Below are 26,207 nucleotides of genomic sequence, written 5' to 3' on the forward strand. Positions count from 1 at the left end.
TTAGCACCTCCTAACTCTATTATTTGAAAAATGTGTATGGTAGCCATACACTTGTGCAAAATTTTTATTATATAATGTTTTCATCAAAATTTTGAATCCTGCTTATTAAGGCTGATAAAAAGTCTGACAAAAAGTTTAATTCCACCTCGGTAGCATTTTGCAGCTCATTTTCCACCATGCTGTTTATAATAGCATGGTAATGCATATGATTTTTATTGGCTTTTTCCCCTTTTTCCGTTAGACTCAGTAAATATCTAGATAAATTCAGTTCATCAACTTCCTTTTTAACCAGAGCCTTTCTCTCCAGCTTTTTGAGAATTTCGGAAACGGCCCCCTTGGTTACTCCTAGTATATCGGCTAGACCACCCACATGGATGCAGGGATGTTCGGCTATCGCGTTTATTACATGAATTTCAGAGTGAAAAATTGGTACATCTGTTCCGTAGTATCGCGTCTTTTTATCTAGTTCCATTAAAGCAAAAGCCAAATCTAAAGATTCATATGCAATTTCATGTTTTTTGTTTTTAATCTTTTCCATAACAACAGTATATGGTTGCTATACGCTTTTGTCAAGTCACTTTTGCATAATGTGTTGAGGTTTTTATTAAATGCTTATTAAGTAATAAAAATTTAAAAACCTGCTGTTGCAAATTATATAGTATGTCAAACCTGGTCATAGAATAGGAATTAAATATTTGAAAAATATAATTCCTATTCTCTCCCAGACAATTCAGTCTTTGATTTGCAACAGCCCCATCAATGTTTTTATACAATAAAAAACTCTAAAATGTTATAAAATGTGCCTGAACTATAGAAATGTTAACAATTAGGCTTTAATCCATAAATTTTCTTTACTGACGACTGTTCTTATTGCCTTCTATTAATTCTTTCACACTAATACTAGGATTCGTATATCGCCCTCTGTTTTGTGTCTTATTCTTAAAATTAATAGCCTCCTTTGGACACCACTGCACACATGCCATACATTGTTCGCAATTGTGATGAAAACTTGGTTTATTATTTTGCATTTTAATATTACTAACCGGACAAACTTTCTCACAAATTCCGCATCCAATACAATCAGCGGATACACGAAAGCCTTTGTCTTTTCTGGCATATATTACTTTTTGTCCGAAAGCCGTTGATAAATTCAGAGCTTCATTTACTTTACCTGCTGGTTGCTGTGTTTTTGAAACTATCTTTCGTACCAAAGCAGGTATTTGGTTAGTAGCAGCCTGATATTTTTCTGTGTTTCTCTCATTCATTTTATACATCGCTACGTAATTTCCAACCATAATAATTTCTTCTGCAAAATTAAGTGTCACACCTTTTTTTGCTAAAATTTTGGCAGGGACAGTTAACGCAACACCACTAATATTACCACAGCCAGTCACAGCAAAAAAATATGCATTTTTACTTTTTTCAGTCGACATTTCGTTTATAAATTGTGTAACTCTCCGAGGCAAATTAAAGGCATAGGTCGGATAAACAAAACCTATATAATCATATACCTTAGTACTGTCATGTCTTCCTTTCCCCATTGATATTAGCTCGCAATTTGGTAAGGCCTCAGCAATTTGCTTCGCTACCTGTAAGTTATTTCCTGTTCCTGTAAAATAATAAACTACACTTCTCAATTAAGTCTACCTCCAACTAATATAATATTATTATATATATAAACTATATATCTTTTTTATATAGTTTAATGTATAATTTTAACTGACAGCACAACTGTCAGTTATTATGAAAGATAATACAAGCTTTTATAGAGATTTAGCTATATCAGCTAAGGTTGTTACTTTAAGAGATTTTTTCATTGCGTTTTCCGCATTCTCCATATAACCTGATATAAGAGATTTTAATTTATCTATTCTTGAATCTTCAATTAGAAAATCAATATCTGTTTTAAATAAAGAACCATGTTCAACCGATAAGAATATATCCAATAAAGTTATTTCTTCGATTGGTTTAGCCAAAAGTACTCCACCCTTTGCCCCTTCTTTTGTTGCTGTAAGACCTGCCGCATTCAGACTTCTCAAAATTCTAACTACTGTCGGCGCAGGTATTTTAAGAAATTCAGAAATTGTATTTGCTGATACAAACTCAAATCCATATTCGTCCATTTTTTGATTTATCAAGAGACAAATTGTAATTGCTCGGGAGAACTCTGTAGAATATGCCATTATAATTACCTCCTCTTGCACTAACTATGTATACTATATATTTATTTTATCTAGTTGTCAATAGGGTAATAATAAAAATCTGAAAATAATTTCTATCTACTAATTCTAAAAATCAATACTAACCTCAATAACTCAATTTTGCTCTATACGATCAATCATAAAAATCTTTCGATATTGCTTCTGTCGCCTTATCAATAAAAGCAGCAACTTTACTAGGGCTCTCCTTCATACCACTATTGACCCACTTTTTTATTATGGCTATACTGCCATATGCAGTAAAAGTATACCAATTATCAAATAACTTTTGATCAATATGTTTTACTTCCTTCTTCCATTTTTCAATATTGAAATCGTGGCTGATATAAAGAATACGTTCTAATAATTCTTTATCCCCATTCTCTGAAAATAATACTTCACATATATTGCTGTTTGCTTTTATATACTTGCAAAGTTCATATGATAGTTTTCCGGAGGCTTCAAGGTCCATTGCATGTCCCACAACCTGTCTGATTTCTTCATATAACTCATCTTCAATATTTGATAAAAGTTCAAACTGATTGATATAATGGGAATAAAAAGTATTCCGATTAATATTTGCTTTCTTACATATGTCTGTTACTGTAATTTTACTGATCGAACGATCTTTCATAAGTTCCAGTAAACTATCTTTTATAACCATTTTTGTATATCTCACCCGATGGTCTGCTTTTTCATATGCCATAATATCCTCCTTAATAAATAATCCTACAAACGAACAACAATCATCTGTTTTGTAAGATATCGAACGTACTGTTATCGAACTGCCTGTTGATTAAGTAACACTATATTAGTATAATACATTTGAACGTTCGACACAAACATTAATTTTAACTGGAGGTACAAACAATGGGAAATATAACAATAGTTCCTGTATGGCTTATTCAAGATATTTTAGTTTTAGTAGTCGCTACTTTAATGGTTTTTTATATAATTAATTACGAAGAACGACCAAAGATTGTATTAATGCAATTCATAAGTTTTGTCTTTTTCTACGCCGCAGCCTTTGAAAATGTTGCGGTATCTATGGGACTTATGGGGAATGAAGGTTTTTACGCATATGGGCACAGTATCCTAATGGTATTCAATACACCATTAACTGTTCCAATTATCGAGTTTCTTATCGTTTACTCAACGTTACGTGTTTTGAAGACGGTAAATATACCGGCATGGACGAAACCATTCATTACTGGACTTAGTGCTATGGTTTTTGACTTTTCACTTGATCCAGTTGCAGTAAAACAGATTTTTGAAACATCGGAAGGAACCATTGGCAGGTGGAGTTTTTACCCGATTCCAGGGGAACCTTTAATATATGGGGAACCTGTTATGAATTTTACAGGATGGATTTATATAGCCGGATACTGGACCGCCTTTATTTTAATCGGTGAATGGTGGCATAAAAAGAAAGGCTATAGTACTCTAGTTGGTTATTTATATCCGATATTGGCTTCCATTCTTTCTGTAATTTGTTTGGTTTCACCTTTATCCAATTTCTTTAATTTTATGGCACCATTTTTCCCCAGAACTTCTAATATGCAATGGGTAATGTTGATTGCACTTTCTATAATCACAGTGGGAGTTTTAGTGTTAGCCTTCGTTAAATTCTGGGATCGTCGGTTTGTCAGCTCTTTGAATTACAAAAAAGATTTTCCAGTCATGTTTACTTTCCTGGGTTTTCCTCTGGCTAATACTATATTTTGCATCATTGGTGGATACACGCAGATATTATGGCTGGTTGTCCTGGCAGAAGTGTTATTATTGCTCGGCTGGTTCGGAATTTATAGTTTGAATAAAAAGTTTTTCAAAGGAAAGGAAGTATTGCCAACAAAATAGTTGAGTATTTCATTAAGCAAACCGTAAGGGCTTGCTGCCTGTGTGACTATTTGTGTTATAAATGGTCCTATTAGCTAGTCATTCCTTAAGGTATAGTAGAGCCAGAAAATTAGTCTTACCTCATTTCTGGCTTTACTTACACTTATACCAAAATTGCAACGAAGGTTGAAGAAGACAAACCACCACTGCATACTAACTTCGTTTGTCCTTATATAACTTTTACAGAAAAAATCTTGTCTGTTTTTTCATCCTTATCATAAAAATCTTTTACATGTACAGCATCATATCCCAGTTTCAATGCTGTATCAATATTCTTCTTAGAATCGTCAAAAAAAATATCCTTAGAAAATCGTTATGTCAATAGCTATCCTTTCCTCTTTCCAAGCATTAAAACCAACAGAATATAGATAGGAATATTGGGTATTCCCTGCATATTTACCCTGTACAATGTTGTACACCCTGACTTAATACTTTGATAAAAGGGGGTTAAAGCATCTCCATGTCATACTCGCTGGAATATACCGGGTTACCGGTAATGATATCTGCATACGGCATTGCATATCCCCCGGTCAAGTAGTAAAGAATCCGTATGTCCTACTAATTTATCTAAATTACCCTAAAAATACTTCATATAAAACTTCGTTGACAAATGTCATTAAATTGTATTGACATTTGTCAACGAAAGAGCTATAGTGAATATATGGTAAATCATGTATCGATGCATAGAACTATTTTTTTTAATTCCATATTTAATAACTAAGAAAGGGAAAAAACACATGAAAAGTAAAGATAATTATGAGAGACTGCCTGATTCTGAGCTGCTTATTATGCAGATAATCTGGCAATCCGGTGACTCAATCGGTACGGGTAACGTTGTCAAGCAGGTGTGTGAGCAAAAGAACTGGTCCCGGTCTACGGTTCAGGTGTTACTAACGCGTCTTGAAGAACGGGGTTTTATTGAAACGAAGAAACAGGGCAGATTAAAATACTATGCTCCCTTAATTTTAGAAGAAGACTATTTAAAAAAAGAAACAAAAACTTTTTTGGAACAGTTTTATAGCAGTTCCTATAAAAAATTAATAGCCTCCCTGGTTCAAGATCAGACTATTACAGAAAATGATATTGAAGACATAATAGATATTATTAAAGTGGCGAAAGAAGGTGGTAAGAATGAATAGTATATTCAATCTATTTCTCACGGTTGTAAGCTTATCTGCTTTAGGGGCTTTTGTCATACTATGTGTCATAATACTGAACAAATTATTACGTAAAAGTTATTCAAGACGATGGATTTACATTGTTTGGGCAGTAATTGCAATTCGTCTTATCCTACCTGTTAATATCAGCTTGCTACCTGTATCAAGTATTACTAATTCGGGCAGGACCACCATTGAATTTGTTACTTCACCCAGTAAGGAATCAGTTGATACGTATGATAAATCCTCCTATAATTCATCAGTTAAAAACAAACAACCGGCAGATACTGAACAACAAGTCATTAAAAATCAGCAAAATGGAAATACACAACCTGAAGGGAATGTATTAGCGGATAATAAATTACAAAACGAAAACGAAAAGAATAACAGCAGGATTTCATTTAACTCAAAAGCCCCCTTTTTATCAGCTGTAAAAGGAGTTATCGGCTCACAAATACATATAGACATCTCCAACACCAGTCTTACTCTCCTGCCAATGATATGGTTAGCAGGACTGTTACTGTATCTTGGATATCACATAATCACTTACTACAGCTTTCGAGCTAAAATCTCAAGATGGAGTATAACAGTTAAAGATCAGAATATGACTGAGCAGTTACAACGCCTTTGCAGTGAATTGGGCTTAAAATGTAAAATCGGTATCATTTCCTGCAAGCAGGTAGTTTCACCCATGCTGATTGGATTTATTAACCCTTGTATTGTACTGCCTTCAAAGGATTTTACAGCAGAACAATACCACTTTTTACTAAAGCATGAACTCATCCATTACAAGCATCATGATTTAGTATATAAGTTTCTCTTGCTCCTTGCAGCAGCCGTGCACTGGTTTAATCCTTTTGTTCATTATATGGTTTACCTGGCTAATAATGATATTGAATTATACTGTGATGAGAGTTTAATAGCTAACAAAACACTCAACTATAGAGAAAATTACAGCTATCTTTTAATTCATATGCTGACAGGTGGCAGTAATAATAACAATATCCTGCTTTCAACTGGGTTTGGAGCAAAAAAGAAGCAGTTAAAGGACCGGTTTTATCAAATCATGAATGCAAAACCCACAAAAAAAGGTACTTATATTATTATAGGGTTAGCTTGTCTAATGATAGCAGCAGGAAGCCTGACTCCATGGCTGGTACCTGCAAAAACGATTGAGAGCAAGGTAACGGATAATCAAGCTGATTTAAAAAATACCCAAACTGAGACTGCAAAAAGCAATACCAAAGAAAAGCTTGATAAAACAAATAATATACTGGTAGTAGGAGTTGATGGTAACAAGGATGCCGATTATTTGCGGGCGGATAGCATATTAGTGGTAAGTATGAAGCCGGATATGAAAAAAATAGATTTAGTTTCCTTCCTGCGTGACATGTATTTAGATGTACCCAATCACGGAAAAGACAAGTTAAGTTCAGTTTATAAGCTTGGTGGTTCTAACCTTATCAAGGATACACTTGAAACTAACTTTAACTTTACCATAGACCATGTCGTTACGGTCAATATGGATGCTTTTGAAAATACAATCAATTCCATCGGCGGCGTCGATATTGAGCTGTCAGAGCAAGAAGCAGACTACTTGAACAGTACAAACTTTATCAGCAATAAGAAATACCGCAATGTAATTGCCGGAAAACAGAAACTGAACGGAAATCAGGCACTTGGCTATTTGAGAGTACGTATGGTTCCAACACTTAAAGGTGAAAAAGGGGATTTAGGAAGGACTGCACGGTTAAGAGGACTGATATCCAGTATTATGGAAGAATGCAGCAAAAAAAATATTGAGGAGCTGACCAACGTTCTGCTCCAGATTATTCCTGGAATAGATACCGATCTGAATCAAGGACAATTCCTTACCTATCTCAATATCGTTTTGCAGGGAGAAATAAAAACTGAATCCCTCACAATTCCCGCAGAGGATTCTTATGCCGCAGCCGTAGTAGAGGGTATGAGTGTTCTTGAGGTTGATTTAGAGAAGAATAAAGAGGTACTTAAGCAAATAAAATAATCTGTATAAAGCTTTCGTAAAGAATAATCAAATGTATAAGAATTGGGAATCAAAATCTGGAACACAATCATTTTACAAAAAAATTTGTGGAAAGCAGAAGTTAAACAAACGATTGTTTCGTTGTTTTAAATTAAGTCAGAAGTTTTATCTTGGACACTGCTTTATATTGGAACCACTGCATTTAATATAAAGCTACGGCTTCCTGCTTTCCACAATACTCTATACTATGGAGTTTTTGATGTTAATTACTTATGATTAATCAGTTCCTTTCTGTTCTGACAGATAATAACCCTGCTGCAAATCAGGTTAGTGTGATACAAGATGCCTGGTGTATGGTTCCAGCATAAACATAAGCTGCTTCGTAATTTCCTCAACATTGCAAGGCATAGAATTATTAATCCACCATTCCAATACTCCAATAAACCCAGAAGTCAGAAAATGAGTCGCAACGCCATTGGAAAATGCGCTGTTTTCTGACTTTACCCCGATAACCTCAGTTACTGTTTGCTCAATAACGGAATATAAGCGGCTACGGAAAAATCCAAATCTTTCATTGTTAAGCAGTAACTGATACATTTTGATATTTTCCTCCAGATATTCAAAGATACTCTGAAATGCATTAGCGTTTAGCGTGGTATCCGTACTATTGGCACAGTGATTTAGCAGCAGTTCAATATGTTTTTCTATACACTTGTCAAGTAAGTCGAATTTATCCACATAATGCAGATAAACAGTCCCACGGTTTATGTCAGCCCGTTCGGCTATGTCATTGATGGTTATTTTCTCAAAGCCTTTTTCGTCCAACAGGTCGATGAAGGTATCCATAATCAATTGTCTTGTTTTTTTTATTCTTCTATCCACAGCGTTCTCCTCCAGAAATCAACAAATCAGAGCAATGTGTTGAGTTATCAACAGTTGGAACTATTGTAACCATTGAAATTCTCATTACAAATCAGTATACTCAGAATATCAAACAAGTGTTGAAAAGTCAACACGCATTCATTATGGAGGAATCTTTATGAAAATACTTTTCTTTGGGCGTGGTGTCATTGGAACGCAATATGCCTGGGCGTTTGAAAATGCAGGTCACACCGTCGAATTCTATGTTCGCGAAGGCAGGAAGGCACAATATGGCTCCTATGTAAACTTGGAATTATGGGATGCAAGACAAAGCAAAAAAGACCGGATAATCAAAGAAAAATGGCCTATTGTTATCCACGAAGAGATAAAAGAAAATCACGACTATGACCTCATTTTTATGAGCGTCAACCCCGAGCAGATATCAAGTGCGGTTAAGTACCTGGCACCCCGCGTTAACAATGCAACCGTCCTTTTTTTCAGCAATATCTGGCAAGACCCAAGATTGGCTGTTCAGCCGATTCCGCCCAGTCAAATTGTTTATGGCTTCCCAGGTGCTGGCGGCGGGTTTGAAGGAAACACACTTTACGGCGGGCTATACAAAACGGTTCAGTTTGGAACATTTGAAGCAGAGCCTACCAAAAGGGATTTAGAGGTCCGTAAGCTTTTTACTCAGACCGGCTTTAAGATCATGGTTCAAAAGGATGTAAAAAGTTGGCTTTGGAATCACTTAGCAGTCAACGCTGCAATGGAAACCGAAGTATTAAAAAGCGGCAGTTTTAAGGAGGTAGCTACCTCACGGGAAGCCCTCGATGGATTAGGACAGAACTTAAAAGAAATGATCCCTGTATTAAAAGCAAAGGGCTCAAAACTTGATGTCATGACAAAAGTGTTGGGCGGCCTGCCCCCTAGAGTTGTTGGATTTCTTATGAGCCATATTGTTTTTTCGCCGAATAGCATGTCCTATGCACTTTTGGCGCATAACCACTATAAAGTTGGCTATGCAGTGCAGGAAGTTATTGCAGATGCCAGAAAGTACGGAATAAAGACACCACGGCTTTACGATGTAGAAAGCCTGATAACAAAATAAGGAACCAATCTACGAAAATAGACAATGATGAAAAGACCTCCTATCGTAAAGTTGTAATTACGTCAGGAGGTCCTGTTTTGTTATGGGATATTGCTATCATTATTCGAGTAAATGGACTGATTTCGATTTTTAGTTATACTAGTCGATAAGCCACACTTCGTACACTGCCCTGCGGGCTTTGCAATGATTAACCTATTTGGACGTAGCCGGAACAGCGATTTTGATACCAACGGTTGCCGCCATTTGGGCTATGGCCTTCGGATCAGAGTTTTTTACATTCACGTCCACACGAGGAGTGTAGGCAGCCTCTAATTGCTCAGCTTCTTCTTTGGTCAGCTTAATTGAAAGAGCTGCAACCGCATCGTCGATATGGCTGGTTTTAAGCGTTCCAATGATAGGCGCAGCAACAACTGGATTGCGATACAGCCAGGCAAGTGAGATTTGTGCACGGCTTACTCCACGTTCTGCTGCTACTTTTCCAATTTGACGGTCCATATCTAAATCGCTCTTCCCCAAATACAACATCCTTTAATCCTTGAACGACAAAATAGATTGAAGGTTTGTTTATTCTATAAGGTGCACCTGTTCCAGTGTAAGGATGAGGGGCCGTATAACGAGAAAAGCTAAGCGCTGGAATCTCCGTAGACTGCGGACCATCCCGATCCGTATGGCGGTCAACGAGCCCTGCAAGTTCTTCATTTAAATGACTAATTTGATCAAACATAAGGCCCCCCATAAACTCTTGCTAGTTTTTATTTTGTATAACCTATATATTGTTTTGCCTGTTTTTTTCAGTATAATACGCTCTAACATATACACTTTTTAAGTCTAAAAATCTTAAATACTTTCTTATTTAAAGAGCTTCCAGACACCATAAAATACTATTTACTTTTTATGTTTACATTCAGAGTCTTCTTCGAGCCATCCATATACTCTATTTCGATTTTTGTAATTTTTGCATAGGCGGTAGTGGTATTATACCATACCCCATCCCATTCACCGCCTCCGTATTCACCCTTGGCGATTGGACCAACATCTTTCATTCTAAAAGATGAATATCCTCCAATTTCACTCTTAATCCGGTCGTTAACCTGGTTATAAGCTTGAGCAGTAAAAACAATATATTTTATTTTTTTGCTTGAATTGTTATAGTAAATAATATAATTGTTTATTCCGCCAAAGTAATCCATTCCTAAGGAATAAGTCTGTAGATAAACGGTTGGATAAGATGGTTCAGACGAATAAGAGCTTTTGGAGTAATCACTAAAGACCTTAATACCATCAATTATTTTATAATATCTAACTCTGAAAATTTTATCATAGTTTTTATTTACTTTTGCCGTATAGGAGCTCATGTCTTTCTTATAAGATTGCAATATCTTATACTTACTACCTATATAATCTGCATTTTTCATTTCTACCTGATAATAATAACCAGCTTTCTTTTTCCAGGAAATCTTGTACTGCGTATCGGATTTTTTGCTTACTTTAACACTCAGACCAGCTGGGTTATTTTCAAATCTTGCATACAAAGTTGTTATAGTTCCATCTATTTTATTAACTTTTTCTTTAAACGATGGGCTGGAATACCAACCTATGAATGTTTTGTCCGATGTATTACCCAAATAATACAAGTCTTTAAGTACGGTATCGTCTGGCACCATTGGAATCGTACACAACTTTTTATCTGCATTATAAAAAGTTATATTTTGAAAATCCTCTGTTTCTACATCGAAATTTTCTTCAAATTCATCTCCAAACATTCCATTGAAATATGCATCATAATTGTCATACATATTGGAATATAGTTCTTCATAGTCATCCTTTTCTTTTTCATACAACTTTTGATATTCTTCCTCACGTTTCTGCGCCTTTTTCCCTTCAACAGAATCCGGTGCACATAGCAGCTCATAATAACTAGATTCAAGCCACATGCCGAATTCGCATTTTTTATTTGGAATTGCTATATATTTTAAATCATAATAGTCCGTCAATATATCAAATGAATCATCAATTTTCGTAACCTTTTTACCCAATACAACATACTTTAGTTTTGAACAATCTTCAAAGGTGCCTGCTGGCAATGTTGTTAAGCCATCACCGATTATTACACCTGTTAAATTATCGCAACCGGCTAGTACATCTTCCGATAACTTCTTTACACTATTGGGAATCCGAATAGTTTTTATATCCGTGTACGCAAATGCTAATTTATCGATTTTAGTTACAGGCTTGCCTTTTATAGAAGTTGGTACATTTACATAAACCGACGTTCCTATATATTTCGTGATTATGACTTCACCGTTTTTAACCGTATACTTGTAATCACTGTTTGATTCCGCCAAAACGTTAGTGATTTTACTGAACAATGTTAGTACGAATATCAAACAAATCATTGAAAAATATTGTCTTTTATGTGTTTTCATTTTTTTCCCCCTAGTATTAGTTTAAAAATGGTAACATTTGTATCAATATTTGTCAATATAATCCACTATATTTTTATATTATACCCATTTACCTGGCTTTTTTGCTCCAATATAAATGCTTACATGGCAGCTGCTGCATAAACACATCGACCGGAATAGAGTCTTAAGGCAACAAGCTGCCATTCTGTGCAGTGATACCATAAATAAATGGACGGTTAAGAATCATACCCACAAGTCCTTTCGGCTCAAATTCTATAAGTTCCTTTACAGCGAACTTATCAAGAATGACTTCGACTGTATTCGTTTCCGGTTTGCTAAATAGCATAATGACACCAACTTTCTAATTTTTTATATCACTGCTTTTCCACTAATCCAGACCCCTTTGACATTCTTAATTGCCTGAATGTCCGTCGTGGGATCACCTTCCACAAGCAGTAAGTCAGCTCTGCGTCCGGCAGCAATAACACCTCTGTCCTTAAGTCCAAAATAATCCGCAGGTTTGCTTGTGGCACTTTGCAGTGCTTCAACTGGCGTCAGACCAGCGTCAACCATGTATGAAAGCTCAGCCTGCAGACCAAAACCGTATGGTATAGCGCACGGAGCTGTCTGGTCATTGTTGGAATCAGTGCCGGCCATGATATTTATGCCCGATTTGTGAATCGCCGCAACCGACTGCCGTACAAATTCGTAGTTAAACGGTACCTGGGGATTCTGCCTTTTAACCGATTCGACAATGCCTTTCATCATACCCATTGTCGGCACTGATACGCACCCCTTTGCGGACATCGCATCTATAATTGGTTGCGGCAAGAGTACTGCAAAAGGAATGTGCGTCAAAACATCCACGCCAGCCTCTATGGCGACTTTATAGGATATTGGAGAAACGGCATGAGCGATCACATGTTTATGCTGACGGTGGGCTTCTTCAACAATGGCAGTGATAAGTTCGAGCGGAAATTCAGCACCGCCGCTTACTCCCTGCTCCTCTAAGAGGATCTTTATATAAGCTGCGCCTGAGGAAATCTGTTCATTAACAAACCAAATGGCTTCTTGTTTACTCTTTATTTCTGCATTATCCGGATATCCCATCTTAGTGCGGACATCACTGTTTGGTGGAAATGCCGGCAGATAGCAGCTCTTAATACTTGGTAAACCGGGATGGTTTCTTAATGCATCGAAAGCAGCTGCAGACCTGGTCGCCATATCAAGCATTGTCGTCACTCCGCAATGCGCTGCTGCCTCTAAATCATGCAGTGAGTCAAGATGAACGTGGGAGTCGATAAGGCCCGGGAGAAGTGTACAGCCGGTACCGTCAATGGTAATTTCACCATTTGTTTTGTTGGTGATCAAGCCGTCTTCAAAAACTACCGTACCGGTTTTTAAAATATTTGTTCCATTGAAAATATTTACATTCATGATTGCAGTTGATGCCATAATAATACCTCCTTAAATTGTTTGCTCGATTGTGCAACTGTACAGTCTCAGCTAAATATATTGCTTGACTGATAATAACTATAATATTACACTATAGGTGATACTGCAATGTACACAGATTTAAAATATTTGAATAAGGTGCATATGTGATTGTACTATTGCACAGTTTAGGAGGTCTTTATGGAATTTAACAAATATGATTCAAGGGAAATACGTAATCCTGAAATAAAAGTTGCGTTGGATATGCAAGAACTCTCCGATGCATTTTTTGCAAATAAGAGTTTGCAGACGCTGATTGATAAAGCAAGAAAGATACTAGACCGCCCGTTGATGCTGTATGATTCAAGCTACAAGGTTCTTGCCGCATCATTTGATGCAAGCAGCGTATTTCAGTTTGAATATAACGAAAACAGTACTCAATACCTCAGCAAAGCTTCAGACGATTTCATTTTCTCAAACCATTCACCGGAAGATAAAAAACCGATTTTGTACTTTAGCCCGAAGGATAAGTCCTTGTTCCAGGGAATGCTTATTGCTTCTATAAAAATAGACATCATTGAGGTGGCCCGTTTTATTGTCCTTGAAGGGGGTATGGCATTTCAGGAAACAGATTATATGCTGCTTGAAAAACTTCGCCCTCTATTAGCTGCCCAGCTTCAACGGAATATTCTCTTAAACCTTGATAACAACCATCACCCGGCTTATATTCTTTCCGACCTTATTGAAGGCAGAACGGACGATAACACCGTTCTCCATGGTATGAAATCAAACCCAAATTGGATCAGGTCGAATTCCATATATATTATAGTAATCTGCAACAGTATTGAGGAAGCATTCGACAATAAAGTATCCATTGTTTTCCGAACTTTAAAGTCTTATATTCCAGTCGAGCAGCGCATCATCTATCACTCCGCTATTGTTGCGTTTGTTGACGAAATTCTCTATGCAGCGTTATTTGATTCCCAAAGCAGCACTTTTCACAAATTTTTAGAAGAAAATAATTTATATGCAGGGATAAGCCAGAAATTTTCCGCTCTGACGGAAGCAAAGAAGCAATATCAGTATGCTCTTGACGCTCTTTTAATAGACCAGAAGAGGAACTCTCATTGTTCTTCTTTCGACGATTGTACCTTGTATATTATTTCCGATATGATTTCCGACAGGTATGATCCCATGGATATCTGCCATCCGGCTGTTATTTCCCTAATAAATTATGACAACGAAAATTGCTCTTCTCTTCTTGACACATTGAAACAATATATATATTACACTTCAGCACCGGCTGAAGCCGCAAAAGCACTGAATATCCACCGAAACACCTTGTTCTACCGGATAGGAAAAATAAAAGAGATAACGGGAATCATGCTAGATAATGGCGACGAAAAAAGCCGGATTTTCATGTCTATAAGATTGCTGGAAAGCAAAGGCATAATTCCATGAAAAAGAATATTTGTTAAGCCTACAATTAATCAGATAACTAAATCACACTTAACTATGCTTTGCATATAATGGCCTATTTCGTTAAGCAAGAAGGGAAAGACAATTTTTCAGTCTTTAGCTGGACACATGAATATATCAACTACCTACCTGTCCAAGATACTAACTCAATTAATCAAGGCTGACCTTATTCAGTCTACACCTGGAGTAAATGGAGGTTATAGTCTCAGGAAACCTAAGATTGAAATAAGCTTTTATCGTCATTCAAGCCCTTGAAGGCAGCGGAGCGTTTTCACTTGTGAAATGGACGAAAATCGCGCTTGTCACATAGAAAAGGTTATGAGGGATGCCGATGAGAAAATGGTGAACCACCTTAAAGAAAAACGTATTTATGACATTGTTTAAAAAAATGGAGCAGTCTAAGAAACTACAAAGTTTCGAAGACTGTCCTTGATTATTATTACTTAACATTTTTACATTTCTTTTTTCTATTATATCATCTTTAAATAGGCGCTGCCGCAACCTCATACCAATTCTTTACCGTGTGCTTGACCTACTCGAAGAAACAGCGGCGGACTATCATTATCCATTAACGGAAAAGTCCGTGGAAAATGCAAGCTCTTTTTGCAACTCAAGTTCTGAAAGCCTGTCTGAAAGTGATTGATGGATTGTATAATAGGCATCACTTCCAAGAGCTAATCTTTTCGGCGCCGGTTGCTGATCTACACTATCAATCATGATTTTGACCATTTTCTCAGGATCACCTATTGAAATACTTGAGCTATCTTCAAAACCGCCTCTTACCTTATGAGCCGGAGAAATCGCATAAGCCTCTATCTTTGGACCTAATTTTGTACCATGATGTCTAAAATTCGTACGTGCTCCACCAGGTTCTACTATTGTAAGACCGATATTAAAAGGAGCAACTTCTTGTCCTACAGCATCGCAAAACCCTTCGATTCCCCACTTAGTTGCATGGTATAGTGATCCTCCAGGGTATGCAGATTGACCGCCTGAGGATGATATCTGTATGATTCGTCCCTCTCCCTGGCTTCGTAGATGAGGCAATGTGGCCCGAATCAAATGGATCGATCCAAGAAGATTAGTGCTGACTTGATGAGTAATCTGATCAATCGTTAATTCTTCAGCGGCACCAATAAGACCATAACCAGCATTGCTAACAATAACATCGATCTTATCAAGCTGTTTGAAGGCCAGGTCAACAACTTCATAAACAGATTGGATATCAGTAACATCAAGACGAGCCAGCCATAGACGATCTGCATATTTTTTCTTTAGATCATCTACCGAATTCATATCGCGTACAGTACCAGCAACTCTATCTCCTCTTTCAAGGAGTTGTTCAGCCATGTGTCTTCCAAATCCGCTGCTAATACCTGTTATAAACCAAGTTTTTTCTTTCATTTCATTATACCTCTTTCTATATATTTAGTAAGTTTAGACTTTAAACTGAAATGTCTATATTATTACATAAAAATTGATAACAATATATAATGATCATGTATAAAACTTGCCTAATCCTGCAAAACTCTTTTCAATATAAAATAAAATACATTGATTTTTGGCACAATGCATACTATAATTTTAATAACTACCAGTACTAAATTTTTAAGCTATAATAAGACTTTCAGAGACCTATTAACTAAGAACTGCATATAAAGGTTAGGTAAAGAATAAATGTCAGAACAAAAAGAAAGTGATGATTCTATCAAGCAGCATGCATTGCATACAATAATTGAATTGTCAGAGAGAATTACTAAATCTGAGGGAAACACTCAAACTATAATTCCATTTTTATTTATTACCAGACATAGTAGTGAGATTCCAATAAGTCCTGGTATAATAAATCCTGCATTTAGTATTATTCTACAAGGTACAAAGATGTTTCATGCAGGAAAAGAAACGATTCACTTTAATCCTGGTGATTTCGCAGCTTCCATCATTGATATGCCTATTTCTGTACAAGTAAAAGATGCCTCAAATGAGTTACCCGCTATAAGTCTGAGGATTGACTTCACCGCAAGTGAAATAGCTTCCGTTGTAATGGATGCTAAGCTTGAATTTAATACAGATAATAAGAAACTTTATTTAGGAGTATTTGTTGGGAAAACGGACGAGGAGTTATTGAATTTATTTATCAAACTTCTAATGTTGACTGATAGACCTAAAGATGCCTATTATTTAGCGAAGCTTATTAAACGTGAAATGATTTATCATCTGCTGACCGGAGAGTATGGGTACTTGTTTATTCAACAGGTTCTCGTAAACCAGGAGTCAGACGGAGTTGGTAAAGCGATAGAATGGATCAAAAAAAATTTTAGAAGACCGTTTATGGTTGAAGAACTGGCGAAGTTATCCAATATGAGTGTCTCAGGGCTTCATCATAAGTTTAAATTAGTAACTTCAATGGGACCATTACAATATCAGAAAGAACTTCGCCTTCGCGAAGCAAGAAGGCTTATGTTGAGTGAGTGTATGGATGTTACCACTGCAGCTATGGAAGTTGGTTATGAAAGCTCGTCTCAATTTACCAGGGAATATAAGAGGCTTTTTGGACAGCCACCCTATAAAGATATAAAATCTTCAAGAAAAAGTTATGTAACTAGTACATTTGAAAATAGTATATAATCCAAGTTCGAGGGCAGCCCGATAGCCGATGCCGGATGTAGGTCCGGTGATGATAAAAGCTTGTTGCTCCTCCTTGTAATAATCAGTTATTATTTTTTAACTGTTTACAACAAGGGGAGCATATCAGTTTTAACTAAACTCAGAGGTTTATATACTTCTCTTTTTTTATTGGTTTAACTGGGATGAAATCGTTATAACTACCTATTGAGGCAGTGATTTGAGAAGTTCTTCTGCTCTAGCTTTTAAAGGTCCCTCCATTTGGCGGTCAGTCAGAATGAATGTAGCATTTTCCTGAATTCCCTTGAGAACCATATCACCAACAACATCAATGCTGAGTCCATACTGATGAAGCGCCTTTCCTGCTTTTTCTACATTCTCAGCCATCTTCTTTTGTAATTCCTCCGGAATTAAAGCATTACCCTTTGGAGTTGATTCCACTGTTCTCTTAACAATATCAGTTGCTACGCGAGCAGGACAAAGTACGCTTACATCGATTCCAGCAGCTTTCAATTCCGGGCTGACTTTCAACTCCTCTGACAGACCGACAACCGCGAATTTGGTTGTAGTATATAAAACTCCGTTTCCAAATGCTACAAGACCCGCACCTGAGGAGGTATTGACGATATGTCCGCCCTGACCGTTTTTAATCATTCTAGGCAGAAAAGTCTGAATACCGTTGATAACACCGATAAGATTGATACTAAGAGCCCAGTCCCAAAGTTCATAAGTAAGTCCCCCTATAGATGAAGCAGCAGCTACACCAGCATTATTGAACAGAAGTGTTACCGGTCCCAATACGCGTTCCACTTCATCAGCAGTAGCAGCAAAAGCCTCACGGTCACAGATATCTAGTACATATGTCTCTACTTGAGTCATACTCTGCAGTTCTGCCTTCGCAGTTGCAAGAGCACCAGAGTCAATATCTATCAAAGCCAATTTTGCTCCTTCGCGAGCTAAGCTTCTGGCAATGCCCAATCCAATACCATTAGCCCCTCCAGTAATGAATGCGGTACGTCCTTTAATATCTATCATAAAATTCCCTCCTTGCTGACAATATTGTCATAATATTTATTTGCAGATACACTTGCTTTATGAAAAGTAATTTAATAAATTAAAATTAATCAATTGCCCAAGCTGTAAAGAAACCGGAACGGACTGCTTCGCCGACTTGTCCAATGGAGACACAGTCACCAATTGCTTTTGCTGTCGGATATTGATCGCAGATTGCTTCAGCGAGAGTGTTACGTGGTCTGGTACCAAAAGATGCTATTATGGTATCGGCTTTAACCTCCTGATTGCTGCCATCCTTACTTTCTATTACTACACCTTCCTTTGTAAATTCCAGTATTTTTTTGCCGGTTAAAAGTTTTACTTTGAATTCGGCCAGTTTTTTGAGCAATGCTATACGGTTATTTATAAATGCATTAACAGCAACTTCGTCAAGCATTTCGACGATGGTGACGTCTTTTCCTTCCATCGCCAATTCCAGAGCACTATCACAGCCGGATAAACCGCCACCTGCGACTACTACTTTATTGCCGATTTCAAAATGGCGGTGAAGGTGTGCTTCCATGACCTCAATCACATGATCCCCGTTAATTCCTTTAATCGGTGGTAAAAATGATTTTGCACCGAGAGCTACAATGATTTTATCAGCATTGGCCAGTTCGGGAGAACTTTCAGTAATCTCAGTATTAATATGGATTTTTACTCCCAGCTTTTTGTTCTGGCGAATGAGATATTGAAGATATTTTGCAAGCTGTCCCTTAAAGGCCGGTGTTGCAGCTGCCGTAATCTGTCCCCCCAGTGTGCCTGTTTTTTCATATAGTGTTACGTCATGTCCTTTTATAGCAGCTACCCTTGCCGCTTCTAGACCCCCGGGACCTCCGCCGATTACTACAACTTTTCTAGCGATATCGGCTATTTCAAATTTGAATACTCGCTCCTGTAAAGCTTGAGCATTCACAGCGCAAGAAGCACGACGCCCCCTTGTAATTCCGCCAAGGCAATATTCGTTGCATCGGATACATGGACGAATATCTTCCTCTTTACCTTCAAAGACCTTGCGTATCAGATGCGGATCGGCAATTAAAGGTCTGCCAACCATAAAAAAATCTGATTTGCCTTCTGCCAAAGCTTCTGCTGCAGTGTCCAGGGTGATACTATTGGTTATAAGGACTTGTTTATTAGTCACTTTCTTAATCACAGCTGCGTCCTCCATGGAAGGCGCGTCACCATAATAGGCAGGTGGAACCATCCAATCTGGAGTTTCATAGCTCCCAGTGTCGATATCAAAAGCATCAACTCCTGCCTCGTCCAATATCTTGATGATTTCCAAGCTTTCTTCTAAAGTACGTCCACCTTCAAAATGATGTCTGGAGGCCATTCTGAACAGAATAGGGTAATCCGGTCCTACGGCAGTTCTTATGGCTTTTACAATTTCAGCCGGAACCCTGGCCATATTCTCATTGCTTCCGCCATATTCGTCCGTACGACGGTTCCATAACTTCATCATAAAAGTATCGAGTAGGTATCCTGAATGTGCATGAATCTCAATACAATCAAATCCTGCTGCTTTTGAAGTAACTGCAGCTTTTACAAATTCCTCAATCATAACTTGAATTTGTTCTTTGGTCATTGCATAGGTCTTCTTATCTGGATTAGAAATAAGGGGTACCTCGGAAGGTCCAGGAAGAAAATTATCAAGCTGTTTCGAGGTATTTCGTCCTGCACCGATAACAAGCTGGTTGCACAACCTCGTATTATAACCACGGAACCGATCGACTAGCATAGCCCATCTTATGGCTTGATCCACGGTCCCAGCTGCTGGCATTGAGGTGAATGCCTTATCAACTTTGGTGGAAATAAATTGTCCTTCCAGAATAACCATACCAACTCCACCGCGAGCCCGTTCAGCATAATAGTCTATCTGGTCATCCGAGAGTAAGCTTCCGGTATCCCAGGCATGAGTCGACATTGGACACATGATGAATTTGTTGCTTAATGACATTTTACCAATGTAACTTTTTTCAAACAATTTTTTATACTTCGGGTTCATTATTTTTTAGCACCTTCTTTCATTAATATACCTGTCCTTTTGTATGTGTAATAGATTGTTTTCGAATCTATTCCTAATAGTATATACAAGATTTATCAGGAGATAAATAGGTCAATAACCCAAAGATATCAGAATTGATTTGTGATATCATCACATATATGATATAATAAAAAAAATATTTGGGGGGCTATCATGAATATAACAGAAATAGGATCATGGCTAAAAGAAAAATACGATATTACATTCTTTTTTCATGCAGAATGTTTTGTCATACAGGTTATTTGCACAGAGAATATATTCTGTGAACAAAGCGAGCTGCAAAAGGCAATTTATGTAATGTATTGTGACGATATTCCAGCAAAGGGTCTTCCTGAAAATGGAAACTATATTATCATTGGTACTGGTATCACCAATAAAATATCTGGTTCCAATTATATAACAATCAACGAACACATTGATAAACATATTCTATGTAAAGAACTCAATATATATATTGCCCAAAAAGCAGAAACACACTATAGACTGGCCCGTTTAAACCAGATTTTACTTTCGGATAACTTTATGGAACATCTAATGGATTATCTTTTTGAGCAGTTTCAAAACCCCATAACCTATGTCGATTATTCACATCACGTTATTTCACACAGACAACACGAAAGCATGGGAATCGATTTATGGGACAATACATTAAAATATGGGTATTATGACCCTAATATGATAGAAGACACCTTTCAGCATTATGTAGACATCGTTATTAGGAGCCAACCACCATTCCATACGAAAGAATATGGATATGATTACTATGTCTGGACCATCAAGAATGATACAGCTTTGTATGGCTTTTTTACATTGATTACTACAAGACAGCTTATGACCCCGGACGATCTTACTATTATAAGCACAGCAGCAGATCTTGTGGCATTGAAGCTGCAAAGCATAAATGATATTTCAGGAAAAGGCGACTACAGAGATGTATTAAATGATTTATTATCCGGTATTATCAAAACGGAACAGGATCTGACCTTCCGTATGATGACACGAATCTGGAAAAAATCTGAATATTGTCAGATACTTCTGATTGATCTGCATGGGAAGGGCGAAAAAAACGTTCAATATGTAAAAAACGGGATAGATACTATTTCACGAAAAATTAAGCATATTACCTTTGATGAATATGAAGTCATTTTGCTTGAAAAATTTTTATTTGTAAATGACGATCTGAAAAAGATTTATGACTACATTACGCAATACAGTTTGATATCCGGCTTAAGTGATACCTTCAATTCACTAATCGATATTAAGTTATATTATGAACAGGCTAAAAAAGCAATTCTATTTGGCGGTCAGTTTGGAGATAACAGCGATATTATTTTTAAGTATTCCGATTATCGTTTTTATGATTTTATGGTTAATTGCGCCGATTCACTAGAATGTAAAAAATATTACCATCCTGTCACTGCGGACTTGGAGCTTTATGATGTTGAGCATAAGACTGATTTTTTTAATACTCTTTTGACCTACCTGGAGTGCGGAAGGAGTATTCAAAAAACCTGCAAAAAAATGTTTCTGCATAAGAATACTGTGAACTACCGTATACAAAGGATTAAAGAATTGTTCAATATTGATTATGAAGATGGTCAGACTGTACTTTTTATTTATTTATCATTAATGCTGTCTTCGATTAACAAAATAAAAAGCTAATATAAATGCCAACTATAAAAAACCGGAGGTAATATGAATAGGAGAATACTCTTATTAAACTCTTCGTGCGCACTGGGTAAGCATAGCATGCGAACATAAAATCGTGGTAAAGTACCAATCCAAGTCTATCACATGTCTCATAAAAATCAGCATAAGGATAAAGTGCACCTCCCTATACTCTCAATAACAATGAAGAACATCTCTGTTTTCCCTATCCACAAGGTCTTCTTCTTGGAGATTCTAATTAACCTTCTATCAAATGCTGGCTTTTATTATTAGGTAAGAGCGCTACATGTTCATCTGCATTCCCTGATCAGGATAGAGAATAAGTAGGCGATCGGTCTGCTATACTAATTTGGCATCCGCTTCTTTTTCTGTATCATCAAATATAAACTTGTGTAAACGCATTTATACAATTTAACTTTTAAAGGGGTCGAATTCGACCCCTTCAAATTCTTCATTATGTAATTGTCCCCAGAGATCCAAAAAGTTCATTGATATTTGGCACTTAACTAGTTGCGATAACTATCACTGATGAAAAAGGGAGTCATGTCCCATGCTCATTATTACAACAAATGATAAGCCAAAACAAGTGATGCAAAAACAATGGAAACCATTGAGGTTAGCTTAATTAGAATGTTAATAGATGGTCCTGAGGTATCTTTAAAGGGGTCTCCTACTGTATCACCTACCACTGCTGCTTTATGTTGGCTGCTTCCTTTTCCGCTATGTGCGCCCTGCTCGATATACTTTTTAGCATTATCCCATGCTCCACCTGCGTTTGCCATCATAACAGCAAGAACAAAACCAGTTATCGTAGTTCCTGCAAGCAGACCAGAAACACCTTCGGGACCCATTAGTAATCCAATGACTATTGGTACAATTACGGCAATTAATGCCGGTGCAATCATCAGCTTTTGCGCTGACCTTGTGCACATGTCAACACAGGCAGCATAATCCGGTTCCGCCTTTCCTTCCATAATTCCAACAATATTCTTAAACTGACGCCTAACTTCTAATACAATTGACTGTGCCGCTCTGCCAACTGCATCCATGGTTAGCGCAGCAAATAAGAATGGTAACATTCCTCCAATTAAGAGTCCTACTAAAACTTTAGGGTTGGTTAGTGTTAAATCCAGCTTCAGATCCGGATTGATCTGATGTATTTTATCAACATAAGAAGCAATTAAGGCAAGCGCGGTCAAAGCGGCAGAACCGATAGCAAATCCTTTTCCTGTAGCCGCAGTCGTATTTCCAAGGGAATCCAGTGCATCGGTTCTTTCTCTTACGGAAGAATCCATATGTGTCATCTCTGCAATACCACCGGCATTATCAGCAATCGGTCCATAGGCATCCGTAGCTAAGGTAATACCCAAAGTGGCTAACATTCCTACCGCAGATAAGCCGATACCATAAAGCCCAACATTAAAGTTATCAGCACCTCCGGTACTGAAGAAACTTACTAGAATAGAAATTCCTACAATTACTACAGGTGCAACCGTTGAAAGCATTCCAAGGGATAAGCCGCTGATTATTATGGTAGCCGGTCCTGTTTCACTGGAATCAGCCAGTCTTTTGGTCGGCTTATAAGTATCCGATGTGAAATACTCTGTAATGGCTCCAATTAAAACTCCGGCAACCAATCCTGACAAAACTGCTATATAAAGACCCATTTGTTCCGGAAGCAGTAACTTAATAATAAAATATGATGCAACAACTATGATTCCGGCACTGATATAGGTGCCTGTTCTAAGTGCCTTAAGAAGATTCTTCTGAGAGGCACCTTCCTTTGTCTTTACAAAAAAAGTACCAATAATTGATGCTATAACCCCCAGTGCTGCTAATAGCAATGGGACAGAAACTCCCTTTAATCCATATCCCGCAGCAACTGCCAGTGCTGCCGTTGCCACGATAGAACCCACATAAGATTCATAAAGATCGGCACCCATACCGGCTACATCACCTACATTATCACCCACATTATCTGCAATAACTGCCGGATTACGAGGATCATCTTCCGGAATACCGACTTCAACCTTACCAACAAGATCAGCACCCACGTCAGCTGCCTTCGTGAAAATACCTCCACCAACTCTGGCGAAAAGTGCCATACTGGATGCACCCATACCAAAGGTCAGCATATTCGATGTTACCTCAGTAATACGCTGACTTTCTGGCAGATTATGAAAAGCCGCATTCAATATCAAATACCAGATAGAGAGATCTAAAAGACCAAGACCTACGACTGTAAAACCCATAACAGAACCGGCTGAGAATGCCACTCTAAGTCCCTTATTTAAACTTTTTGAGGCTCCTTCCGCCGTTCTGTTGTTAGCCATTGTCGCTGTACGCATACCTATAAATCCTGACAGACCGGAGAAAAAACCACCCGTTAAAAATGCAAATGGTGTAAAAAAGCTTAAGTATCCACCAGATGCCATAATTAATAAAATACAAAAAATAATACCAAAGAATAGTGCCACCCCTGAATACTGACGTTTCAGATAAGCATTAGCACCTTTTCTTATGGCATCAGAAATGCGGATCATTTCAGAGGAGCCTTGAGGTTGCTTTTTAATACGCAAGTACATAAGAAAAGCAAAAACCAGTGCTGACAATGACCCAATAATAACAAAATAGATCGCATTCATTAAACGATACCTCCTTAAATTTTTTCAATAGATAACTACATTGTAAAATAATTCCTGTTTATTTTCAACAATTATTTTAAATTTTTTCCATTTATTTTTTTATTTATCAAATAGTAAATATCTCATGAAAATGGACGGAAATAGTAAAATGATACAATCTAATTTCCGGGCAATGACACCATAACCCTCTATAACTACGTCTGCAGTTCTTAACGTGGATTTCTTCTACTTCTTATGCTATTTTTGTCCTTTTATCCGGAGTATGGAACTGGGAGACATGCTGAGCTCATCCAGTCCCAAGCCTACCCAGAGGGGAATTAAAGCTTTATCCGCCACAGATACTTAATACGATTCTATTCCATGGCAAATAATGATTTTAAAAATACCTGCTCCTTCGAGCAGGTATTAAGAAATATATATTTTTTACATTACAATCTTAACTGATTACTTCAATGCGGCAACCGCTTCTTTCTCTGTATCATCAAATATAAACTTATATAATTCAACTCTATTCTTATCCCAATCTAAGACAATTGGATAAGTGATTCCATTGTATTTTTTAGGTGCATCAAAGGCTCCGTCAACCGGAACTCGGAAGGTATCCAAGGTTGTTATTTTATTCTCAACCACATCTTCCATTGCTTTTTCTATCTGATCCTGTGTTAAATTCGTTGTCACATAACCCAGACTTTCTTTTGTAACGGATATTATTTTGAACAGGTTTTTCGGAGATTTATAGCTCTCAAACATCGCTTTTAAGGCTCTTTGCTGTCGGACAATACGTCCATAATCATTATTAACTCCACCCAGGGTTTTTACTTTTCGTACACGGACATATCCCATAACCTGATTGCCATTAAGATGATTAACACCTTTTTTTACATTTCGATTTTTCTTTTGCGATATATAATTGGTTTTGTTAAGGTATTGTGCTTCTTCTTTCCCCAGCTCAATTGTTACGCCACCTAATAGATCAACTATTTTTTCAAAAGATTTAAAATCAACGGATACATAACCGTCGATTTGAACCTTATAATTCTTTTCTATCGTATCAACCAATAATCTCGCTCCGCCCCTGGCATAAGCAGAATTTAATTTATTTGCTTTATAACCTTTTATATCAACATAGCTGTCACGAAGCAGCGAGGTAAGCTTTAAGGTATCATCTTTGGTATTAATGGAGGCAATCATCATGGAATCGGTATTTCTGGCTCCCCCGAATTCTTCGATACCAAAGATTAGATAATTGGTTACATAGTCTTCGTGCCTTGCTCCATCAGCATGCTTTGCACCACCTTTTGCATCGTATTCCTTGATAATATCTTCATTGTTCATATTCTGAAAGGCAAAAGTGCTTACTGATTTATAGATAATGCTGCGTCCCGGCTTTGTTCCAATGATTAAGACAATTAGAATCAGTAGAAATAAAGCAATACTGCCTGCTATTTTTAATGCCTTATGGGGTTTTTTCTTTTTTCGGGAAGGAGACTTCTTTGTCTGCGGAGCTTGCCCTTTCCTTTTTTCTGGTTCCGTTGTAATTTTCTCTGCTTTTTCGGCATTCATGATTTCAAGTACTTGCTGTTTTAATAAATCTTCTTCGTATCTATTTGACATAGGATCACCATT

Annotated in this window: 22 protein-coding genes and 1 pseudogene; 8 read left to right on the forward strand and 15 right to left on the reverse strand. The window is 37.2% G+C overall.

The window, feature by feature from the left end:
- Positions 1–67 precede the first annotated feature (67 nt).
- The 4 genes from QA584_RS19785 to QA584_RS19800 form a co-directional block, all read right to left on the reverse strand.
- Positions 68–538: a MarR family winged helix-turn-helix transcriptional regulator gene (locus tag QA584_RS19785; protein WP_278270833.1), complete on the reverse strand. Its 471-nt coding sequence runs from the start codon at positions 536–538 to the stop codon at positions 68–70.
- A 313-nt stretch (positions 539–851) separates the two neighbouring features.
- On the reverse strand, positions 852–1,637 hold the full coding sequence (locus QA584_RS19790) for an EFR1 family ferrodoxin (RefSeq protein WP_278270834.1): 786 nt from the start codon (positions 1,635–1,637) through the stop codon (positions 852–854).
- Between the two features lie 126 nt (positions 1,638–1,763).
- Positions 1,764–2,183, reverse strand: a complete 420-nt coding sequence (locus QA584_RS19795; RefSeq protein WP_278270835.1) for an RrF2 family transcriptional regulator — start codon at positions 2,181–2,183, stop codon at positions 1,764–1,766.
- Positions 2,184–2,334: 151 nt separating this feature from the next.
- On the reverse strand, positions 2,335–2,904 hold the full coding sequence (locus QA584_RS19800) for a TetR/AcrR family transcriptional regulator (protein WP_278270836.1): 570 nt from the start codon (positions 2,902–2,904) through the stop codon (positions 2,335–2,337).
- Between the two features lie 164 nt (positions 2,905–3,068).
- On the opposite strand from QA584_RS19800, the gene QA584_RS19805 reads away from it, so the two are divergent.
- The 3 genes from QA584_RS19805 to QA584_RS19815 all read left to right on the forward strand — a co-directional run bounded on the left by QA584_RS19805 (position 3,069) and on the right by QA584_RS19815 (position 7,277).
- Positions 3,069–4,055 carry a carotenoid biosynthesis protein gene (locus tag QA584_RS19805; protein WP_278270837.1) on the forward strand — a complete coding sequence of 329 codons (987 nt, stop codon included), beginning with the start codon at positions 3,069–3,071 and terminating at the stop codon, positions 4,053–4,055.
- A 776-nt stretch (positions 4,056–4,831) separates the two neighbouring features.
- Positions 4,832–5,233, forward strand: coding sequence for a BlaI/MecI/CopY family transcriptional regulator (locus QA584_RS19810; protein WP_278270838.1), 402 nt, complete (start codon positions 4,832–4,834; stop codon positions 5,231–5,233).
- Positions 5,226–7,277: a M56 family metallopeptidase gene (locus tag QA584_RS19815; protein ID WP_278270839.1), complete on the forward strand. Its 2,052-nt coding sequence runs from the start codon at positions 5,226–5,228 to the stop codon at positions 7,275–7,277. Before QA584_RS19810 ends, QA584_RS19815 begins: the two co-directional genes overlap by 8 nt.
- 306 nt (positions 7,278–7,583) lie before the next feature.
- Here QA584_RS19815 and QA584_RS19820 read toward each other — a convergent pair whose 3' ends face one another.
- Positions 7,584–8,138, reverse strand: a complete 555-nt coding sequence (locus QA584_RS19820; RefSeq protein ID WP_278270840.1) for a TetR/AcrR family transcriptional regulator — start codon at positions 8,136–8,138, stop codon at positions 7,584–7,586.
- A gap of 157 nt (positions 8,139–8,295) precedes the next feature.
- On the opposite strand from QA584_RS19820, the gene QA584_RS19825 reads away from it, so the two are divergent.
- Positions 8,296–9,225: a ketopantoate reductase family protein gene (locus QA584_RS19825; protein ID WP_278270841.1), complete on the forward strand. Its 930-nt coding sequence runs from the start codon at positions 8,296–8,298 to the stop codon at positions 9,223–9,225.
- A 192-nt stretch (positions 9,226–9,417) separates the two neighbouring features.
- On the opposite strand, the gene QA584_RS19830 is transcribed toward QA584_RS19825, so the two are convergent.
- From QA584_RS19830 to QA584_RS19845, 5 genes and pseudogenes are all read right to left on the reverse strand, one after another.
- Entirely contained in the window at positions 9,418–9,741 is a 324-nt protein-coding gene (locus tag QA584_RS19830; protein WP_278270842.1) for an aldo/keto reductase, read from the reverse strand.
- Between the two features lie 25 nt (positions 9,742–9,766).
- A pseudogene (locus QA584_RS28870) lies at positions 9,767–9,961 on the reverse strand (hypothetical protein); the annotation flags it as partial.
- Between the two features lie 145 nt (positions 9,962–10,106).
- Complete coding sequence (locus QA584_RS19835) at positions 10,107–11,651, reverse strand: leucine-rich repeat domain-containing protein (protein WP_278270843.1); 1,545 nt, start codon at positions 11,649–11,651, stop codon at positions 10,107–10,109.
- 163 nt (positions 11,652–11,814) lie between these two features.
- Positions 11,815–11,976, reverse strand: coding sequence for a hypothetical protein (locus tag QA584_RS19840; RefSeq protein ID WP_278270844.1), 162 nt, complete (start codon positions 11,974–11,976; stop codon positions 11,815–11,817).
- A 23-nt stretch (positions 11,977–11,999) separates the two neighbouring features.
- A complete protein-coding gene (locus QA584_RS19845; protein ID WP_278270845.1) occupies positions 12,000–13,085 on the reverse strand; it encodes an amidohydrolase family protein in 1,086 nt (361 codons plus the stop codon).
- A gap of 180 nt (positions 13,086–13,265) precedes the next feature.
- On the opposite strand from QA584_RS19845, the gene QA584_RS19850 reads away from it, so the two are divergent.
- Both QA584_RS19850 and QA584_RS28875 read left to right on the forward strand, forming a co-directional pair.
- The gene (locus QA584_RS19850) at positions 13,266–14,525 is read left to right on the forward strand and encodes a PucR family transcriptional regulator (RefSeq protein WP_278270846.1); all 1,260 of its coding nucleotides are present in this window, start codon (positions 13,266–13,268) and stop codon (positions 14,523–14,525) included.
- 126 nt (positions 14,526–14,651) lie between these two features.
- Entirely contained in the window at positions 14,652–14,798 is a 147-nt protein-coding gene (locus tag QA584_RS28875) for an Rrf2 family transcriptional regulator (protein ID WP_278270847.1), read from the forward strand.
- 306 nt (positions 14,799–15,104) lie between these two features.
- Here QA584_RS28875 and QA584_RS19860 read toward each other — a convergent pair whose 3' ends face one another.
- Positions 15,105–15,947 carry an SDR family oxidoreductase gene (locus tag QA584_RS19860; RefSeq protein ID WP_278270848.1) on the reverse strand — a complete coding sequence of 281 codons (843 nt, stop codon included), beginning with the start codon at positions 15,945–15,947 and terminating at the stop codon, positions 15,105–15,107.
- Between the two features lie 273 nt (positions 15,948–16,220).
- Here QA584_RS19860 and QA584_RS19865 point away from each other — a divergent pair, with 273 nt between their 5' ends.
- Positions 16,221–17,171: an AraC family transcriptional regulator gene (locus tag QA584_RS19865; RefSeq protein WP_278270849.1), complete on the forward strand. Its 951-nt coding sequence runs from the start codon at positions 16,221–16,223 to the stop codon at positions 17,169–17,171.
- A 201-nt stretch (positions 17,172–17,372) separates the two neighbouring features.
- Here QA584_RS19865 and QA584_RS19870 read toward each other — a convergent pair whose 3' ends face one another.
- Both QA584_RS19870 and QA584_RS19875 read right to left on the reverse strand, forming a co-directional pair.
- Complete coding sequence (locus QA584_RS19870; protein WP_278270850.1) at positions 17,373–18,203, reverse strand: SDR family oxidoreductase; 831 nt, start codon at positions 18,201–18,203, stop codon at positions 17,373–17,375.
- Positions 18,204–18,288: 85 nt separating this feature from the next.
- Positions 18,289–20,229 carry an NAD(P)/FAD-dependent oxidoreductase gene (locus QA584_RS19875; RefSeq protein WP_278270851.1) on the reverse strand — a complete coding sequence of 647 codons (1,941 nt, stop codon included), beginning with the start codon at positions 20,227–20,229 and terminating at the stop codon, positions 18,289–18,291.
- Between the two features lie 192 nt (positions 20,230–20,421).
- Between QA584_RS19875 and QA584_RS19880 the strand changes: the two genes are divergently transcribed.
- Positions 20,422–21,930, forward strand: a complete 1,509-nt coding sequence (locus QA584_RS19880; protein ID WP_278270852.1) for a PucR family transcriptional regulator — start codon at positions 20,422–20,424, stop codon at positions 21,928–21,930.
- Positions 21,931–22,496: 566 nt separating this feature from the next.
- Here QA584_RS19880 and QA584_RS19885 read toward each other — a convergent pair.
- Both QA584_RS19885 and QA584_RS19890 read right to left on the reverse strand, forming a co-directional pair.
- Entirely contained in the window at positions 22,497–24,581 is a 2,085-nt protein-coding gene (locus QA584_RS19885) for a sodium-translocating pyrophosphatase (RefSeq protein WP_278270853.1), read from the reverse strand.
- Positions 24,582–25,025: 444 nt separating this feature from the next.
- The gene (locus tag QA584_RS19890) at positions 25,026–26,195 is read right to left on the reverse strand and encodes an LCP family protein (protein WP_278270854.1); all 1,170 of its coding nucleotides are present in this window, start codon (positions 26,193–26,195) and stop codon (positions 25,026–25,028) included.
- Positions 26,196–26,207: the final 12 nt, after the last annotated feature.

This window comes from Anaerocolumna sp. AGMB13025 (genome assembly GCF_029689925.1).
Lineage (GTDB): Bacteria > Bacillota > Clostridia > Lachnospirales > Lachnospiraceae > Anaerocolumna.